At 71.2% G+C, this 18,236-nt stretch carries 16 protein-coding genes; 7 read left to right on the forward strand and 9 right to left on the reverse strand.

The features are described 5' to 3' along the window. Both E2170_RS07665 and E2170_RS07670 read right to left on the reverse strand, forming a co-directional pair. Positions 1 to 1,503, reverse strand: coding sequence for an alpha/beta fold hydrolase (locus E2170_RS07665; protein WP_133000104.1), 1,503 nt, complete (start codon positions 1,501 to 1,503; stop codon positions 1 to 3). Positions 1,504 to 1,618: 115 nt separating this feature from the next. Continuing rightward, entirely contained in the window at positions 1,619 to 2,395 is a 777-nt protein-coding gene (locus tag E2170_RS07670) for a ferredoxin--NADP reductase (RefSeq protein WP_165942199.1), read from the reverse strand. Between the two features lie 71 nt (positions 2,396 to 2,466). Here E2170_RS07670 and E2170_RS07675 point away from each other — a divergent pair, with 71 nt between their 5' ends. The 4 genes from E2170_RS07675 to E2170_RS07690 all read left to right on the forward strand — a co-directional run bounded on the left by E2170_RS07675 (position 2,467) and on the right by E2170_RS07690 (position 6,437). Further along, positions 2,467 to 3,411, forward strand: coding sequence for an ABC transporter ATP-binding protein (locus E2170_RS07675; RefSeq protein ID WP_133000105.1), 945 nt, complete (start codon positions 2,467 to 2,469; stop codon positions 3,409 to 3,411). After that, on the forward strand, positions 3,408 to 4,214 hold the full coding sequence (locus E2170_RS07680) for an ABC transporter permease (protein ID WP_133000106.1): 807 nt from the start codon (positions 3,408 to 3,410) through the stop codon (positions 4,212 to 4,214). Before E2170_RS07675 ends, E2170_RS07680 begins: the two co-directional genes overlap by 4 nt. A gap of 93 nt (positions 4,215 to 4,307) precedes the next feature. Further along, on the forward strand, positions 4,308 to 5,882 hold the full coding sequence (locus tag E2170_RS07685) for an OmpA family protein (RefSeq protein WP_243708120.1): 1,575 nt from the start codon (positions 4,308 to 4,310) through the stop codon (positions 5,880 to 5,882). A 51-nt stretch (positions 5,883 to 5,933) separates the two neighbouring features. After that, the gene (locus tag E2170_RS07690) at positions 5,934 to 6,437 is read left to right on the forward strand and encodes a hypothetical protein (protein WP_133000107.1); all 504 of its coding nucleotides are present in this window, start codon (positions 5,934 to 5,936) and stop codon (positions 6,435 to 6,437) included. Positions 6,438 to 6,473: 36 nt separating this feature from the next. Here E2170_RS07690 and E2170_RS07695 read toward each other — a convergent pair whose 3' ends face one another. Further along, positions 6,474 to 7,265: a TatD family hydrolase gene (locus E2170_RS07695; RefSeq protein WP_133000108.1), complete on the reverse strand. Its 792-nt coding sequence runs from the start codon at positions 7,263 to 7,265 to the stop codon at positions 6,474 to 6,476. A 73-nt stretch (positions 7,266 to 7,338) separates the two neighbouring features. Between E2170_RS07695 and E2170_RS07700 the strand changes: the two genes are divergently transcribed. The 3 genes from E2170_RS07700 (at position 7,339) to E2170_RS07710 (ending at position 11,554) form a co-directional block, all read left to right on the forward strand. Then, positions 7,339 to 8,349, forward strand: a complete 1,011-nt coding sequence (locus E2170_RS07700; RefSeq protein WP_425477845.1) for an alpha/beta fold hydrolase — start codon at positions 7,339 to 7,341, stop codon at positions 8,347 to 8,349. A gap of 7 nt (positions 8,350 to 8,356) precedes the next feature. Then, a complete protein-coding gene (hrpB, locus tag E2170_RS07705; RefSeq protein ID WP_133000110.1) occupies positions 8,357 to 10,987 on the forward strand; it encodes an ATP-dependent helicase HrpB in 2,631 nt (876 codons plus the stop codon). A 117-nt stretch (positions 10,988 to 11,104) separates the two neighbouring features. Next, positions 11,105 to 11,554: a hypothetical protein gene (locus tag E2170_RS07710; protein WP_133000111.1), complete on the forward strand. Its 450-nt coding sequence runs from the start codon at positions 11,105 to 11,107 to the stop codon at positions 11,552 to 11,554. 16 nt (positions 11,555 to 11,570) lie between these two features. Here E2170_RS07710 and E2170_RS07715 read toward each other — a convergent pair whose 3' ends face one another. The 6 genes from E2170_RS07715 to icd form a co-directional block, all read right to left on the reverse strand. After that, the gene (locus tag E2170_RS07715) at positions 11,571 to 12,677 is read right to left on the reverse strand and encodes a hybrid sensor histidine kinase/response regulator (RefSeq protein ID WP_133000112.1); all 1,107 of its coding nucleotides are present in this window, start codon (positions 12,675 to 12,677) and stop codon (positions 11,571 to 11,573) included. 128 nt (positions 12,678 to 12,805) lie between these two features. After that, positions 12,806 to 13,363 (reverse strand): pseudouridine synthase, encoded by a 558-nt coding sequence (locus E2170_RS07720; RefSeq protein WP_133000113.1) that lies wholly within the window; start codon positions 13,361 to 13,363, stop codon positions 12,806 to 12,808. A gap of 6 nt (positions 13,364 to 13,369) precedes the next feature. Further along, positions 13,370 to 14,251: a class I SAM-dependent methyltransferase gene (locus E2170_RS07725; protein WP_133000114.1), complete on the reverse strand. Its 882-nt coding sequence runs from the start codon at positions 14,249 to 14,251 to the stop codon at positions 13,370 to 13,372. Positions 14,252 to 14,594: 343 nt separating this feature from the next. After that, the gene (gene aceK, locus E2170_RS07730; RefSeq protein ID WP_133000115.1) at positions 14,595 to 16,304 is read right to left on the reverse strand and encodes a bifunctional isocitrate dehydrogenase kinase/phosphatase; all 1,710 of its coding nucleotides are present in this window, start codon (positions 16,302 to 16,304) and stop codon (positions 14,595 to 14,597) included. A gap of 76 nt (positions 16,305 to 16,380) precedes the next feature. After that, entirely contained in the window at positions 16,381 to 16,557 is a 177-nt protein-coding gene (locus E2170_RS13810) for a hypothetical protein (RefSeq protein WP_165942200.1), read from the reverse strand. 173 nt (positions 16,558 to 16,730) lie between these two features. Then, on the reverse strand, positions 16,731 to 18,059 hold the full coding sequence (icd, locus tag E2170_RS07735) for an isocitrate dehydrogenase (NADP(+)) (protein ID WP_133000116.1): 1,329 nt from the start codon (positions 18,057 to 18,059) through the stop codon (positions 16,731 to 16,733). Between the last annotated feature and the right edge of the window lie 177 nt (positions 18,060 to 18,236).

Raw genomic sequence — 18,236 nt, forward strand, 5'->3', positions numbered from 1 at the left:
TCAGGGCTCCCATCCGTAGTTGCCGGCGAACGGCGGTGTCGGCGCGAGTCGTTCCAGGCAGGCGGCATCGAGGCCATCCGCGTCGGCGTTCTCGATGAACTGGGCGAACAGCTTCGGCATGCAGCCAGCGCCGATCACGTTGTGGCCCTGCCCCGGCGCGACGAGGTGGCGGCCGCGAGGCAGGTGCGCGACCACTTCGTCGCCGTAGCGGGGCGGGGTGACCGGATCGAACTCGCCGCTGATCGCAAGCACCGGCAGGTCGCCAGAAAGCGGCTCGCGGAAGCCTTCCGGGCGGGCGGCGGTGGGCCATTCCGCGCACTGGGCCTTGAACACGGCGACCATGTCGTTGCCCAGAACGCTGCCGTCGTCACCGGGATCGACGGCCATCTCGGCGGCGTCCTCGGTGCACATCACCGACAGCTGCATGCCGTGCGCCATCTGTCCGCCGATCGAGCCCACCAGCATCCGCGACTGCGCCATCAGCGGCGCGTAGCGGCCTTCCGCCGCCTCGTGCAGGAGCAGGGGCAGGGTGGCCGCGGCCGCGGGCTGGTAGGAGAACATGCGCAGCAGCACGGCCAGGTGGCCGAAGGTCGGTTGATCCTCGAGCCATTCGCCATTGGTGGGATCGCGGTACTGCACCGGCGCGAGGTCGCCGCCCTCGAGCGCCGTGCGCACCGTGGCCAGCTGCCGGGTGGGATCGCCCAGGTTGTCGATGCAGGACGGTTCGGCGCGGCAGCGCTCGAACTGGACGTCCAGCGCCTGCTCCAGGTTCCTGGCGTGTTCCTGGCCCAGGACCATGGAGTTGGGCACCACGCCGTCGATCACCACGCTGCGGGTGGACTCCGGGAACGTCCGGGCGTACTGCTGAGCCACGCGCGTGCCATAGGAAATGCCGACCAGGTTGAGCTGCGGCGCCCCCAGGGCCTTGCGCACCGCCTCGAGGTCGCGTACGTGGTCGGTGGTCGCATAGCGGCGCAGGTCGCTGTCGGCGGACAGCGCGTCGCGGCAGCGCGCGGCGAACGCACGCATGGCGTCGGGCGACATGTCATCGACGCCGAAGGCGTTCCCGCCCTCTTCGTCCTCGCAGCGCAGCGGGTGCGAACCGCCGGTGCCGCGGGCATCGACCAGCACCACGTCGCGCCGCCTGAGCACGTCCTCGAAGGCCTGGGCGACCTGGGGATAGGACTCCAGCGCCGCCTGGCCCGGGCCGCCCGCGATCATGACCACGGGGTCGGGCGCGGCCAGGCCGGAAGAGGGGACGATGGCGATGGACAGGGCGATGCGGCGGCCATCGGGCCGGTCGTGGTCCTCGGGCACCTCGAAGCTGGCGCACTGGGCTTCGACTGCGGGCGCCCCGACTGTGCTCAGCGCACAGGATTCGAAATCGATGGAGCCGAAACGCTGCCCGCCGCCGGGCGCGCTGCCCGTCGGTGCGCAGGCGGCCAGCGCCACCGCCAGCGGCGCGGCGAACAGGCGGCACAGGGTGGTTCCACGGGATGTCATGGCGCTCCTCGTCTTGGAAGATGGATGGATAGTGGTGACCCCGAAGGATGGCACGGGCCTTCAGTCATCCAGACGCCGGGCTGCCGACAAGTGTGACCCGGCGGCGCCGAGCCCCCTATTTGCTGCTGACGTACTTCTCGCGTCGGATGCGTGGAACCGGAAGCCCGTGGTCCTTCAGTGCCTCGAAGCAGGCATCGACCATGTCCGGGTTGCCGCAGAGGTAGGCGATGTCGCCCTCGGCCGAGGGCGCGAACTCTGCCAGGAACTGCTGCACGTAGCCATGGCGCACGTCCGCGTGGTCCTGGGCCGAGCCGGGCGCGGGCAGCTCGCGCGAGAAGCAGGGCACGAAGCGGAAGCCCGGGTGCGCGTCGGCGAAGGCGCGGAACTCGTCGCCGTACAGCAGTTCCTCGGGGGTGCGCGCGCCGAACAGCAGCACGACCTCGGCGTCGCGCTCGGCCATCGCCTGCTCCAGCTGCGGCAGCATCGCCCTGTAGGGGGTGACGCCGGTGCCGGTGCCGATCAGCAGGTAGCGGTGGTTGTCGTCGCGCGGCTGCAGGCAGAAGCGGCCGAAGGGTCCGCTGGCCTGGATCGTGCCGCCGATGTCGAGGTTCTCGAACAGGGCTGTGGCGGCGCCGCCGGGCACGTAGCTGACCGCGATCTCGACCAGTTCGCCGGGTTCCATGGCGTGGTCGTGGAGGGTGGCCAGCGAGTAACTGCGTTTGGCCGCGGTGCCGTCGGCGTACTCGAAATGGACCTGGATGAACTGCCCGGGGATGTAGTCCAGCGGCAGGCCGTCATCGCGGCTGAAGGCGAGGTGGGCGACGGTCGGCGCCAGCATCCGGCGCGAGGCGAGCTTCAGCGGGAACAGTGCGGGCACGATGGAACGGACCATTGCCGGGCCGGAGCCCGCGGGACTTCTATAATACCGCTCCCCCGATCCCCCCCCGCGCCCAGGGAAACCCGATGAGCGAAGCCGCACCGCCCGCCGCGCTTTCCTTGCGCGACCTGCGCAAGACCTACGACAACGGCGTCGAGGCCCTGAAGGGCGTCTCGCTGGATGTCGCGCCCGGTGACTTCTACGCCCTGCTCGGCCCCAACGGCGCCGGCAAGTCGACCCTCATCGGGATCATCTCCTCGCTGGTCAACCGGACTTCGGGCGAGGTGCGCGTGTTCGGCGTCGACCAGCAGGCCGAGCGCGCGCGCGCGATGCGCCTGGTCGGCCTGGTACCGCAGGAAATCAACTTCAACATGTTCGAGAAGCCGCTCGACATCCTGGTCAACTACGCCGGGTTCTACGGCATCCCGCGCGCGGAAGCGATTGTCCGTGCCGAAGCCGAGTTGCGCTCGGCCCAGCTGTGGGACAAGGCGCAGATGATGAGCCGCACGCTGTCGGGCGGCATGAAGCGCCGGCTGATGATCGCGCGGGCGATGATGACGAAGCCGAAGCTGCTGATCCTCGACGAGCCCACCGCCGGCGTCGACATCGAGATCCGCCGAGGCATGTGGCAGACGCTGCGGGCGATCAACGCCGCCGGCACCACCATCATCCTCACCACGCATTACCTGGAGGAGGCGGAGAACCTGTGCCGCAACCTCGCCATCATCGACCACGGCCGCATCGTCGAGTCCGGGCCGATGCGCGGGCTGCTGTCCAAGCTCGACGTCGAAGGCTTCCTGCTCGACGTCGAGGACGCGCTGCCCGCGGTGCTGCCGGAGATCCCCGGCGCCGAAGTGCGTGCGACCGACGCACACACGCTGGATGTCGACATGCCGCGCGCGATGGACTTGAACCGCGTCTTCGCCGCGCTCGACGCCTCCGGCATCCGCGTGCGCTCGATGCGCAACAAGTCCAACCGGCTCGAGGAGCTGTTCGTGCGCATGACGGGCGATAAGGAGACCGCCGCATGAGCGCCACGCCCGCCACGCCCGGCGATGCCTCCGTGCTGCGCCCCAACCTCGTCGCCCTGGGCACGATCGCACGTCGCGAGGTGATGCGCATCCTGCGCATCTGGAGCCAGACCCTGGTGCCGCCGGCGATCACGATGACGCTGTACTTCCTGATCTTCGGCGGCCTGATCGGCAGCCGGATCGGGACCATGGACGGCATCTCCTACATGGACTTCATCGTCCCCGGCCTGGTGATGATGAGCGTGATCCAGAACAGCTACGGCAACATCTCGTCGAGCTTCTTCGGCGCCAAGTTCGGCCGCCACGTCGAGGAGCTGCTGGTCAGCCCGATGCCGCCCTGGGTGATCCTCGGCGGCTACGTCGCCGGCGCGGTGCTGCGCGGGCTGATGGTGGGCGTGATCGTGCTCTGCATCGCGATGCTGTTCACCACCGTGCGCATCCCGCATCCCTGGGTGACGCTGTCGACGGTGCTGCTGGGCGCGACCATCTTCTCGCTGGCCGGCTTCGTCAACGCGGTGTTCGCGAAGAAGTTCGACGATGTGGCGATCGTCCCGATCTTCATCCTGACCCCGCTGACCTACCTCGGCGGCGTGTTCTATTCGGTCAAGCTGTTGCCGGGCTGGGCGGAAGCGGCAACGCATGCCAATCCGATCTTCTACATGGTCAACGCCTTCCGCTACGGCCTGCTCGGGCAGAGCGACGTGCCGCTGTGGGTGGCCTACGCGTTGATGCTGGGCTTCGTGGTCGCGCTGGGCGTGCTCGGGCTGTGGTTGCTGAAGCGGGGCGTCGGCCTGCGCAGCTGAGGGTGGTGGGTGTGTGCTTCGTGCGTGGTGCCGCATCCGCCTGGACCATGATCATGTAACCTCGCGGCTTCCGTCCCCCATGGAGCAAGAGGAATGCGCGAAGGGAACCTGGCCATCGCCTGTGCGCTGGCGATGATGCTGTCCGCCTGTGGCGGTACCACCGAGACTGGCGGCGATGCCGCGACCGGCACCCCTGCCGCCAGCGACAATGCCATGCCGACGGCCACGGATGACACCGCGCCGCCGGTGGATCCGGGCACCCAGGCCGCTGCTGCGACCGCCACCGGAGCGGAACAGCCTGCCTCGGGCCTGCAGGACAGGCGGGGCAATCCGATAGCGATCCTGCCTTTCGACATCGGGAGCGTTGCGATGAGCAGCGCCTCGCTGGGTGAGCTTCCGTTCTTTTCCCTGCCCGATGGCTACGCCGTCACCAACCGCCCGAACCAGCGCGCGTTCGCGCGTTTCCCGTTCCGGCTCGGCGACGGCCTGCACTGGGTCGAGGGCGCGAGCTGGGATGGCCGCATCGGCATCGCGCGCGACCAGCGCCGCGACAAGGAGTATTCGGCGCGCGAGCTGCGCCGCAACCTCGAGGCGGTGCTGGAGCAGGCCGGCGCGCAGAAGGTGTTCGAAGGCTCGCTGGACAACGACCTGTACTACGGCCCGCAGCTGGAGGAGGAGATCGGCCAGGGCTTCATCGAAGGCGTGAACATGGGCGGCGACGTGCCGACCACGGTCCACGTGATCCGCCAGGCCGACCGCAACATCTGGGTGCAGCTGGCCACCGACAGCCGCAGCGCCGGGCTGGTTGTGGTCGAAGAGCGGCCGTTCAAAGCGACCGCACGCTGGAGCGACGAGCCGCCGTTCCTGTCGCCGCCGGCCGGCTACGGCGGCAACCGGCCGAAGACGCGCGACTTCGACATGTATCCGTTCTGGACCGGCAGCGGCTTCGAGGAGGTCGAAGGCCGCGTCCACGTCGCCATGGTCAAGGGCGGCGAGCGCGGGACGCATTCGATGCACGAGGTCCGGCGCAACCTCGAGGCGATGATGGCCGAGGCCGGCGGCACGAAGGTGTTCGAGGGCCGCATTCCGAAAGAGGCTTCCCAACGCTACGACTCCGGCCTGAAGGGTTTCTACAGCGACGGCACCGGCTTCAGCTGGGACGGCTATGACTCGCTCGTCTACCGCGTCGACCGCTCCGGTGGCCGCCAGGTCTGGGTGCACGCGCGGCTGGAATACCTCGGTGCAGGCTGGGTGGTGGTCGAGCGCGAGGGCTTCGTGCAGACCGCGGGGCTGCTGCCGGCTTCGGCGATGAAGCAGCAGCTCGACGCCGATGGCCGGGTCGCGATCCAGGTCAATTTCGCCGTGGACGAGGCCGACATCCTCCCCGATTCCCAGCCGCAGATCGACCAGGTGCTGGCGCTGCTGCGCGAGGATCCGGCGCTGCGGCTGTCGATCGACGGCCACACCGACAACACCGGCGACGCCACGCACAACCAGCGCCTGTCCGAGGCGCGTGCGAAGAGCGTGGTGGCCGCGCTGACCTCTCAGGGCATCGAGGCCTCGCGCCTGGAGGCGAAGGGCCACGGCCAGTCGCAGCCGGTCGCCGACAACGACACCGACGAAGGCCGGGCGAAGAACCGCCGCGTCGAGCTGGTGCGCCTGGGTTGAACCAGGCCCAGCCCCCCATGTCCGGTTATCCCCCCAGCAGAAGGAACTCCCATGTTTGATGTGAAATCCCCCGTCCGCGCCGCTCTTGTCGTTGCACTGGCCCTGGCCGTTTCGGCGTGCGGCGGAGAATCCAGCCAGGACGCCGGCGCTCCGGAAGCCGCGGTCCCCTCGGCGCCGGACGCCGCGCCTGCAGACGTTTCAGCGGACCCGGCCCTGGCCGGCTCTGCCGAGGCGCCAGGTGCCGCCCAGCCCGGCAACCCGATGGTCGGCCCCATGCCGGCCCTGGGTGGCGGCATGCAGGCGCTGGCCGAGCACTGCGGCGGCTATTCGGCGGCCGAGCTCGCCGACCTCAAACAGCAGCAGCGGGCGCTGGCGATCCAGAGCGGCATGAGCGGCGCGAACTTCGACGCCGAGTACACCAAGGGTTACAACGACGCCCTCGCCAAGGTCCGGCAGGGCACGCCGGCGGAGCGCGAAAAGGCCTGTGCGCAGCTGGAGGCGTTCAAGCAGTTCGGCGAGCAGATGGAACAGCGCGGGGCCATGCCGCAGCGCTGAGCAACGTTCCGTCTCCAAGGGCCGCCGGACGGAACGTCAGCCCGGCAGCCTGAAGAACGCCCGCGCGGTGGCCGTGGCATTGTCCGCGGTCACCGCGACGTCCTCGCCGCGGTCGCGGGCGAGTTCCTCGACGATATGCGGCAGGAACATGGGCTCGTTGCGCCGGTCCTTCGGCATCGGCTTGAGCGTGCGCGGCAGTAGGTAGGGCGCGTCGGTTTCGACCATCAGCCGGTTGGCCGGGATGTTGCCCACGATCTCGCGCAGGTGCTGGCCGCGGCGCTCGTCGCAGAGCCAGCCGGTGATGCCGACGTGCCAGTCGCGGTCGATGCAGTCGAACAGCTCCTCGCGGCTGCCGGTGAAGCAGTGCACCACCGCCGGGCCGATGCGGCCCTCGAAGTCCTTCATGATCGCGAGGAAGTCGGCGTGGGCGTCGCGCTGGTGCAGGAACAGCGGCTTGCCGGTGTCGGCGGCGATCTCGAGCTGGCGTTCGAAGGCCTTGCGCTGGGCGGGGCGCGGCGAGAAGTCTCGGAAGTAGTCCAGCCCGGTCTCGCCCACGGCCACGACCTCCGGGTGCGCGTGCAGCGCACGCATCTCGGCATCGCATTCGGCGGTGTACTCGCTGGCGTGGTGCGGATGCACGCCGGCGGTGGCGAACCATTCGCCGGGCTTCGTGCGCGCCATCTCCAGCGCCAGCGGCGAATGCTCGCGGCTGGCGCCGGTCAGCACCGCCTGGACGACGCCGGCTTCGCGCGCGCGCTGCCAGGCGGCCTCGCGGTCGCGGTCGAAGCTGTCGTGGGTGAAGTTCAGTCCGATGTCGATCAACTGCATGCCGCGGGCGTCCGGGGTCCGGTCAAACCGCGATTGTAGAATGCCGGCTTCGGCCACCGGACGGGAGAGCGCGATGAAGACCGGGTTCGCACGCATGTTCGCCGCCATCGCCTGCCTGGCGCTGGCGCCCGCGGCGCTCGCCGCCGACGGGCCCGCCTACGGCGCGCGGCTGGAAGGCTTCGACTACCCGCATCCGGTGCGCACGTTCGCGTTCGAAACGCAGCGCCGGCCGGTCGAGATGGCCTACATGGACGTGGCGCCCACCGGCGAGCCCAACGGCCGCACCGCACTGCTGCTGCATGGCAAGAACTTCTGCGCCGCGACCTGGGAAAACACCATCGCCGCGCTGGCACGGGCCGGCTACCGCGTGGTCGCGCCCGACCAGGTCGGCTTCTGCAAGTCGAGCAAGCCCGACGGCCACCAGTACGCGCTCGCCGGCCTGGCGCACGACACCCGCGCGCTGCTGGCCTCGCTGGGCATCGAGCGCAGCGTCGTCGTCGGCCACTCCATGGGCGGCATGCTCGCGATCCGCTATGCGCTGATGCATCCCGACGCGGTCGAGCACCTCGCCCTGGTCGGCCCGATCGGCCTGGAGGACTGGGCCGCCCTCGGCGTGCCCTACCAGCCCATCGACAAGGTCTACGCCGGTGAGCTGCGCACGGATTACGACAGCATCCGCGCCTACCAGGAAGCGGTGTACTACGCCGGCCAGTGGCGCCCGGAGTTCGAGCGCTGGGCGCGGATGCAGGCCGGCATGTACGCCGGCCCCGGGCGCGAGACCGTCGCCTGGCACCAGGCGCTGACCTACGACATGCTCATGGCGCAGCCGGTGGTATACGAGCTGCCGCGGCTGCAGGTGCCGACCACGCTGTTCATCGGTGTGCACGACCGCACCGCGCTCGGCCGTGCCGCGGCGGTGCCCGAGGTACAGGCGGTGCTCGGCGACTACCGCGCCCTGGGCCGGCGCGCGGCGGCCGAGATTCCAGGCGCCGCGCTGGTCGAGTACGAGGACCTCGGCCACTCGCCGCACATCCAGGATCCGGAGCGCTTCCAGCGCGACCTGCTGCGCGCGCTGTCGCGCTGAGGGCGGCTTGGCGACGCCACTGCCCGCGTTCCCGATCGCGGCGCTGCTGCCGGACATCGCGCGCAGCCTCGTCGCGCATCCGCGCCTGGTGCTGGAGGCGCCGCCCGGCGCCGGCAAGACCACCCAGGTGCCGCTGGCCCTGCTCGATGCGCCCTGGCTCGCCGGCCGCCGGATCGTGATGCTCGAGCCCCGCCGCGTCGCCGCGCGCGCCGCGGCCGGGTTCATGGCGGCGGCGCTGGGCGAGGAGGTCGGGCGGACGGTCGGCTACCGCATCCGCTTCGAGAACCGGGTGTCGGCGGCGACCCGGATCGAGGTGGTCACCGAGGGCATCCTGACCCGCATGCTGCAGGACGACCCGATGCTCGAAGGCGTCGGCGCGCTGCTGTTCGACGAGTTCCACGAGCGCCACCTGGCTGCCGACCTGGGCCTGGCGCTGGCGCTCGACGTGCAGGCGGGGCTGCGCGAGGACCTGCGGATCGTGGTGATGTCGGCCACGCTCGACGGCGCGCGGCTGGCGACGTTCCTGGATGCGCCGCGCCTGTCGAGCGAAGGCCGCAGCTACCGGGTCGAGCTCGCGCACTTTCCGGCGCGGCGCGAGGAGGCGCTGGAGCACCAGCTGCGGCGCGCGGTCGAGCAGGCGCTGGCGACGCATCCCGGCGATGTCCTCGCCTTCCTGCCCGGGCGCCGCGAGATCGCGCGCGCGGCGGCGGTGCTGGCCGGCAGCGCCGCGGTGGCGGCTGCCGGCGCTGAGGTGCTCGAACTGCACGGCGATCTGCCGGTGGACGCGCAGGCGCAGCTGCTGCGCCCGGCCGCCGACCATCGCCGGCGCGTGGTGCTGGCCACCAACGTCGCCGAATCCAGCGTCACCCTGCCCGGCGTGCGCGTGGTGGTCGACAGCGGCCTGGCGCGCGAGCCGCGGCACGATCCCAACAGCGGCTTCAGCCGCCTGGACGTGGTGCGTATCGCCCAGGCCTCGGCCGACCAGCGCGCGGGCCGCGCCGGGCGCGTCGCTTCGGGCTGGGCGTACCGGCTGTGGCCGGAGTCGCAGCGGCTGGAGCCGCAGCGGCGGCCGGAGATCGTGCAGGTGGAGCTGGCCGGGCTGGCGCTGGAGCTGGCGGCCTGGGGCAGCGAAGCGCTGCGCTTCGTGGATGCGCCGCCGGCGGGGACGATGGCGGCGGCGCGCGACCTGCTGCGCCAGCTCGGTGCGCTGGAGGAGGCCGCCCGCTCTCCGTCCGGGCATCCGGTATCGACCGATGTGCGGCGCCGCGACGAATCCGGCGGCGGCCCGATCGATGGTGCGGTGCGCATCACCCCGGCCGGCCGCCGGATGCTCGCGCTGGGCACCCATCCGCGCCTGGCCGCGATGCTGCTGGCCGCCCCTGATCCCGCTTCGCGCGCCCTGGCCTGCGACCTGGCCGCCCTGCTGGAAGCACGCGATCCGCTGCGTTCGCGCAGCGACGCCCTGGCCGCGCGCTGGCGTGCGCTTGCGGCGTTCCGCGAACGCCGCGTCGCCGCCGATGCCAGCCGCTCCGCGCTGACCGCGATCGACGCCGCCGCGCGCCAGTGGCGCCGCCGCCTGCGCGTGGACGCACCGCCGCCGGGCGACCTGCCCGCGCATGCACTCGGCGACTTGCTGGCGCATGCCTTCCCCGACCGCATCGCCGCCCGCCACGCCAGCGACCTGCGCCGCTACCAGCTCGCCAACGGCCGCATGCTGCGCCTGCCCGACGACAGCGACCTGGTCGGTGAACCCTGGCTGGTCGCCACCGAGCTGCGCTTCGAAGCCCGCGGCGACGCCCTGCTGCTGCGCGCCGCGCCGGTGGACGAGGCCGCACTGCGCCGCGACTTCGGCGGGCGTTTCAGCGAGCGCGACGAAACCCGCTGGGACGGCGAGCGCCGCGCCCTGGTCGCCGAGCGCGTGCGCCGCTTCGCCGGCATCGTCCTCGACAGCCGCCCCGCCGGCCGCCCGGATCCCGCCGCCGCCGCGCGCGCGCTGACCGACGCCGTGCGCGCGCTGGGCCTCGATGTCCTGCCGTGGAGCGACGGCCTGCGCCAGTGGCGCGCGCGCGTGGCCTGCCTGCGCGTCTGGATGCCGGAGCTCGGCCTGCCCGACCTTGGCGATGCTGCGCTGATGGCGACGCTCGACGACTGGCTGCGCCCGGCCTTCGAGGGCAAGTCGCGGCTGGACGCGCTCGGTGCGGACGAACTCTCCAACGCGCTTCGCGGACGCCTGGACTGGGCGCTGCAGCAGAAGCTCGACGCGTTCGCGCCGGTGCGCATCACCGTGCCTTCCGGCCAGGCGCGCGTGATCGACTATGCCTTCGACCCCGCGATGGGCAATGACGACGGCAGCGCCGGCGCCGGCCAGCCGCGTCCGCCGGTGCTGGCGGTCAAGCTGCAGGAGCTGTTCGGCCTGGCTGACACCCCGCGCATCGCCGAGGGCCGGGTGCCGCTGCTGTTGCACCTGCTCTCGCCCGCGGGCCGGCCGCTGCAGGTGACCAGCGACCTGCGCAGCTTCTGGGATCGCACCTGGCCGGAAGTGCGGCGGGAGATGAAGGGCCGTTACCCGAAGCATCCCTGGCCCGAGGATCCCTGGAACGCCGTTCCCACTCATCGGGCGCGGCCGCGCGGCAGCTGAACGACGGCTCGCGGATCACGCCGGCACCACGGGGCGCGGCCCACACTGCGCGCCTGGCTTCCCTATCCTTGCAATATCCGGCGTAGCACCGCCGCCCCAGCCCCGAGGATCTTCCCCATGCGCAAGCGCACCATCATCCGCGACGTCCGCAACGCCATTCCGGACAAGGCCTTCGACATCGCCGGCCGCATCGGCGACGGCTTCCGCAGCGCCGTGCCCGACAACGCCGGCAAGTGGCTGCACGACGCCCCGTCCAGCGCGGGCAAGTGGCTGCAGGGCGTGCCGGAAGGCGCGGGCAAGTGGCTCCAGGCCGGCGTGGCCGTGGGCGCGGCGCGCACCGGCGCGCGTGCGGTCGGCACGGTGGCGCGCAAGCACCCGGTGGCGGTCACCGCCGCCGCGGTCGGCATCGGCGCTGCGCTCTACGCGGTGGCCCGCCATCGCCGCAAGGCCGCCGAGCGCGCGGCGCTCGAGGGCCGTTCGCAGCGGATCCGCGAAGCGCTCGACAGCAGCGACATCGACCCGCACGCGACCGACATCGGCAGCCGCCCCTCGCACGGCGAGGACTGAGCCGGAACGGCCGGTCTCAGCCGGCCTGCGGAACCTCGGGCAACTCGACCACGAAGCAGGCGCCGCCGCCCTCACGGTCCTCGTACCAGAGCTGGCCGCCGGCATTGCTGACGATCTGCCGTGCCAGCGACAGTCCCAGGCCGCTGGATGAGCCGGCCAGCGCCGGGTCGCCCTCGGCCAGGCGCGTGAAGGGCGTGAACAGTTCGCGTTGGCGCCCGCGCGGCACGCCGGGTCCGCGGTCGGCCACGCGCAGGCGCCAGTAGCCGGGCGCACCGGCGTCGACGAGGATGTCGACGTCGCTGCCGGGCGCGTACTTCATCGCGTTGCTGACCAGGTTCCCGGCCACCTGGCGCAGCACAAGGGCGTCCATCGCCACCACCGCGGGCGGGATCCCGGCCACGCACAGCCGGCAGCCACTGTCCTCGAACTGCAGGCCGTAGCGGCCCACGATCCAGTCGACCACGTCGGCCAGGGCGACGCGGGCGTCGCCGTCGCCGGCATGGACGCGTGCGCTGGCCTGGGTTTCAAGGTAGCGGTGGATGTAACCCAGGCCTTCGTCGGCACTCTCGCGGATCATCTGCAGGTAGCGCGGTATGCGCTCCTCCCGCAGCGTGCCCGAGACCAGGATGTCGCTGGCGAAGACCACGCTGGTCAGCGGGTTCTTCAGGTCGTGGGCGACCAGGTTGACCAGTTCCTGGCGCTCGCGGGCCACCTGTTCCAGGCGGTCGCGTGCGAGCTTCAGGCCGATGTGCGCGTTCACCCGCGCCAGCAGCTCCTCGGGAATGAAAGGCTTGACCACGTAGTCCACCGCGCCGGCCTCGAAGGCGCGCAGCAGCAGGTCGCGGTCCTGGGCGGCGGTCAGGAACACCACCGGCACCCGCGGCAGCAGGGCGCGCAGGCGGATCTCCTCCATCACTCCGAAGCCGTCCATGCCCGGCATCATCATGTCCAGCAGCATCAGGTCCGGCGGCTCGGCTTCCGCCACGGACAGCGCGCTTTCCCCGTTTTCGGCCACGGCCACGCGGTAGCCCTTGCGCTCCAGCAGCGCGCTGACGACCCGCAGGTTGGCCGGCTGATCGTCGACGACCAGGACGCGACCCGGATTGTTGTTGCCTGCCTTCATGGCGCTGTTCCACGGCAGCGCGGAGAGGCCGCGCAGCAGCCGATGAAGTTAGCAGAAAGACGCAGGTATGAAGGCATCCGGGGAGGGCCTCTGCGGCCGCCCGGGTGGCGGTGGCTGAACCATTCAGTTCAGGTGAATGGCGTGGCGTGCGGCAACTCCATCCAGGCGCCCGGACCAAGCTCCCCCAGCCCGGCACCGCCGATCGCCACCCGCACCAGGCGCAGCGTCGGCAGCCCCACCGCCGCGGTCATCCGCCGGACCTGGCGGTTGCGGCCTTCGCGGATCGCGAGCTCGAGCCAGGCGTCGGGCACGGTCTTGCGCACGCGCACCGGCGGTTCGCGCGGCCACAGCGGCGGTGCTGCGTCGAGCAGGCGCACCCGGGCCGGGCGGGTCGGGCCGTCGCGCAGCTCGACGCCGTCGCGCAGTTGCGCCAGCTGTTCCGGTGAAGGCTCGCCTTCCACCTGCACCAGGTAGGTCTTGGCCAGCTTGTGCCGTGGGTCGGTGATGCGGTGGACCAGGGCGCCGTCGTCGGTGAGCAGCAGCAGGCCTTCGCTGTCGTGGTCGAGGCGGCCGGCGGGATACACGCCCGGCGGCAGGCCGAAGCCCGCCAGGGTCGGGCGCGGCGGCGTGCTCCGGTCGGTGAACTGGCAGAGCACGCCGTGCGGCTTGTTGAACGCGACCAGCACCCGGACTCAGGGCTTGATGAAGCGCAGCGTCATCCGGTCGCTCTCGCCGATGGCCTGGTACTGCTGGCGGTCCTCGGCGTCGTGGTTGTTGGTCGGCGGCAGGGTCCACACGCCGTTGGGGTGGTTGCGGGTGTCGCGCGGGTTGGCGTTGATCTCGCTGGCCTCGTCCAGGCGGAAGCCGGCGGCGGTGGCCAGTGCGATCACCTGGTCCTGGCCGACATAGCCGCTGCGGTCGTCGTCGGCCACGTCGCCGGCGGCGCGGTGTTCGACCACGCCGAGCACGCCGCCGGGCTTGAGCACGTCGAAGAAGCCCTTGAACATGCCTTCGGCCTGCCCGGCCATGCGCCAGTTGTGGACGTTGCGGAAGGTCAGCACGGCGTCGGCCGAACCGGCGGGGCCGAACACCGGCGCCTTGGGGTCGTAGCCGACCACGCGCGCGTCGGAGAACTGGGCCGGCTTGCCGGCGAACAGGGTCTCGAGGTTGCCCTTGTACCGCGCCGCGCCATCGCGCTGGCGGCCCTCGGGCTGCGCCTGCGGATCGACCACCGCCGCGACGTAGCCGGTGCGCAGCCACGGCGCCAGGATCTCGGCGTACCAGCCCGCGCCGGGCGCGATCTCGACCACCGTCTGCCCGGTCTCGATGCCGAAGAACGTGAGCGTCTCGCGCGGATGGCGGTACGGGTCGCGGGCCACGTTCTCCGCCGAGCGCCACGCACCGCCCAGCGCCTGGTCGAGCAGCGGATCGGGCGCCCGCATCGACACGCCCGCCGCCGATGCCGGCGGCGCGGGGGCCCCGGCGTCGGCTGCAGCACCGGCACCGGTCGCCGGCGTGGCGGCGCAGGCCGCGAGGAAGATCGGGATCAACAGGGGCGAAAGCCGAACGGCCATGGTCGCGTCTCCGGGAAGCGGTCGGGTTCGCAAGCCTAACCGCTAAACCGTTGCATCCGGGAAAAGCATTTGCCACGGATGACGCGGATTTACGCGGATGAAGCTGGAAAGACAGAAAAAGCGGGAAGTGCAGAAAAGCGGAGAAGCTTTTTTGCCACGGATTTGCGCGGATTACGCGGATCTGGCCGAGGCGAGTGCGGGCACCAGGCCCTGCATGGGCTTTTTGTTGGAAGTTGCTTCTGGCGAGCTGCCCTGGATTGGCCCTGGGCCACAGTCTTCCTCGGCCAGATCCGCGTAATCCGCGTTCATCCGTGGCAAAAAAAGTGATCCCCACCCGGAGCGATCAGAGCCGCGCGGCGGCGGGATAGGGCGGGACGTCGAGGTAGCCGCCGGCGTGCAGTTTCGCCTGTATTTCGCGCCACCAGGCGGCTTCGAAGATGCCGGGGTGGGCTACGAGCAGGGCCTGGCGCAGCGGTGGCGACAGGCCGAGGAAGCGGGGGAACAGGGCGGGGAAGACGTCATCGGGGCGGGCGTAGAGCCAGTCTTCCAGCGGGCGGGTCTCGTCTTCCTCGCGAGCTTCGGGCAGGTCGCGGAAGTTCACTTCCTCCAGCAGGCAGAGTTCGTCGAAGTCGTAGAACAGGGCGCGGCCGTTGCGCGAGACGCCGAAGTTCTTCAGCAGCAGGTCGCCGGGGAAGATGCCGCTGCGGGCCAGATCGGTGATCGCCTGGCCGTAGTCGAGCACCGCGCGCCGCGCCTCGGCCTCCGGCCGCTCGCGGGCGTACAGGTCCAGCGGGCGCAGCCGGCGTTCGACGTAGCAGTGGCGCAGCAGCACCTGCTCGCCTTCGGCGACCACCGATTCGGTGCAGCCTTCCAGCAGTTCCTCGAGCATGCCCGGCTCGAAGGCCGCGCGCGGGAAGCGCAGGCGGCGGAACTCCTGCGCTTCCACCAGCCGGCCGACGCGATCGCGGCGCGCGACCAGGCGGTACTTGCCTTCGATGTCGGCGCGCACGCTGTCCTTGGGCTCGGCGAAGCGGTCGCGGATGACCTTGAACACCACCGGCAGGTCGCGCGGGGTGAACACCGCCATGACCATGCCGCGCACGCCGTCGGCGCGCACCAGCTGCTCGTCCGGGCGCGCGGCGAGATGGCGCTGTATTTCCCGGTAGCGCTCGGTCTTGCCCTGCTTGCCGCGGCCGAGCACCGAGTACAGCTCCGACACCGGCTTGCCCGGCAGCAGCGCGTGCAGGAAGGCGACCGCGTCGCCGACGCGCTCGAGGTCGGCATGGAACCAGCTGCGCGCGTAGCCGAACAGCATCGACACCTGGTCGCGCTCGGTGAGCACCGCATCGGCACGCACGCCTTCGGCCTCGTTGACCAGGGCGACGACCAGCGGCCGCGGCCCGTCGGCAGCATCGATGCGGCCCACGAGATAGGCGCGGCGCTCCCGGTAGAAGACGGTGTCGAGCAGGGCGATGTCCGGCATCGCTCCACCGGCCCGCAGCCGCAGCTGGATCGCCGCGGCGATCGCGCGCGCGTCGGCCTCGAGGTCGCGATGCGGGAAACCGCGTTCGCGCAGCGCCGCCCGCCAGGCATCGAAGGCATCGCTGGCCGCGGGCAGCGGCCGCAGCTCGCCCGGGCAGTCCGGATCACCCGCAACAGCCTTGCCCGACTCGTGGAACTCCAGCGCCGGCGCCACGCCCTCGGTGAGGAAGAAGCGCCGCGACATCGAATTGAACAGCGTCCGCGCCAGTGCGGCGTCGTGGCGACCGTCGGTCAGCGCGGCATAGGCCTGGCGCACCGCCGCCCAGAACGGCCGCGAGCGCATGCGCTCCCCGACCAGGGCCTCGAAGCGCCCCAGCGCTTCCGGCAGGAAGCCGTCCTGCAGGTCGATCCGCGCCAGTGCATCGGCCTGTGCGCCGCGCCAGTCGCGGCGCACGAAGCGCCGCCGGGCCCGTCGCGTGAGGTCGCCGAAACGCGCGTCGTAGTCCTCGAACGCATCCAGCACCAGGGCGGCGGCACGCTGCACCAGCGGATCGTTCGATGACGGGTTCATGGCCGCAGTGTGGCCCGGACGACGCCCTGCCGGCACGCGCCGGTGTGTCGTCCGCGCGCGACCGGGCCGCTTGGCCTCAGGCTGGCGGATCCTTGCGGCGGGTGCGCGAGACCGCGGTGACGATGCCGATGCCCAGCAGCACCAGCGCGCCCATGGCGATCCACTGCGTGGCCAGGCCGGCCATCGAGGCGCCCCAGGCCAGGCCGCCGATGATGATGACCATGCCGATCAGGTAGAGGGCGAAAGACGACATGCGCAGCTCCGCGATTCCAGGGATCGCGCATCGTATTCATTCCCCCGGTGTTCGCCGGATGAAGGCCGCCGTCGGGAAACCAGGCCCCGGGAACGACAATGCCCGCGACTTCCATCGCGGGCATTGCGTGTTCCACCAGCGGGTACGGCGGGGTTGCCCCGCCGCGCCCCGGGTCAGAGGTGCTTGATGATCTCGTCGGCGAACTCGCTGCACTTCACCTCGGTCGCGCCGTCCATCAGGCGGGCGAAGTCATAGGTGACGCGCTTCGAGCCGATGGCACCGTCCATCGCCTTGATGATGGCGTCGGCGGCCTCGGTCCAGCCCATGTAGCGCAGCATCATCTCGCCCGACAGGATCACCGAGCCCGGGTTCACCTTGTCGAGATCCGCGTACTTCGGCGCCGTGCCGTGCGTGGCCTCGAACACCGCATGGCCGGTGACGTAGTTGATGTTGGCGCCCGGCGCGATGCCGATGCCGCCGACCTGCGCCGCCAGCGCGTCGGACAGGTAGTCGCCGTTGAGGTTCAGCGTGGCCGAGACGTCGTACTCGCGCGGGCGCAGCAGGATCTGCTGCAGGAAGGCGTCGGCGATCGCGTCCTTGATCACGATGCCCGCGCCCGGCTTGCCCTCGGGGATGATGTGCCAGGGGCCGCCGTCGAGTTCGACCGCGCCGAAGTGCTCGCGCGCGACCTTGTAGCCGAAGTCGCGGAACGCGCCCTCGGTGAACTTCATGATGTTGCCCTTGTGCACCAGCGTCACCGACTTGCGGCCGTTGGCGATCGCGTACTCGATCGCCGACTTCACCAGGCGCTCGGTGCCCTGCCAGCTGACCGGCTTGATGCCGATGCCGACGTTGACCGTGCCGTCGGTGGCCGCCAGGCCGACCGCGCCCAGCTGCTCGTTCCAGCCGGCAGCCTTGTCGGCGGTGCCGAAGCGGATCTTGTCGAAGCCCTTCGGGAATTCCTTCTGCAGGAAGTCGAGCACCTTCTGCGCGTCGGCCGAGCCCGGCTCGAACTCGATGCCGGCGTAGATGTCCTCGGTGTTCTCGCGGAAGATCACCATGTCGACGTCGCCGGGCTTCTTCACCGGGGACGGCACGCCCTCGAACCAGCGCACCGGGCGCAGGCAGACGTAGAGGTCGAGCATCTGGCGCAGCGCCACGTTGAGCGAGCGGATGCCGCCGCCCACCGGCGTGGTCAGCGGGCCCTTGATGCTCACCAGGTATTCGCGGCAGGCCTCGACGGTCGATTCCGGCAGCCATTCGCCGGTCTGGTTGAAGGCCTTCTCGCCGGCCAGCACTTCCATCCACTCCAGCCTGCGCTTGCCGCCGTAGGCCTTCTCGACCGCGGCGTCGAGCACGCGCACGCTGGCGCGCCAGATGTCGGGGCCGGTGCCGTCGCCTTCGATAAAGGGGATGATCGGGCGGTCGGGGACGTTGAGCCCCTGCGCGGTCTTGGTGATCGGGCTGCCGCCATCGGGCACGGCGGGGGTGAAGTCTGCCATCAGGGTCCTCCAGGGGGCCGCGGGCCAGGTGCGCGCGGCGGAAGTGGACCCCTATTGTCGCCGTTCGGCGGGGGTGGGGCAAAGCGGACGGTGCGTTGCCCGGGGAGCGCTGCAAGACTTGCCCCCATCCCCGCGCAACGGGGATGGGGGCAAGCTGGCGGGAAGGTCCCGCTCGCG

Source organism: Luteimonas arsenica, from assembly GCF_004352825.1.
Lineage (GTDB): Bacteria > Pseudomonadota > Gammaproteobacteria > Xanthomonadales > Xanthomonadaceae > Luteimonas > Luteimonas arsenica.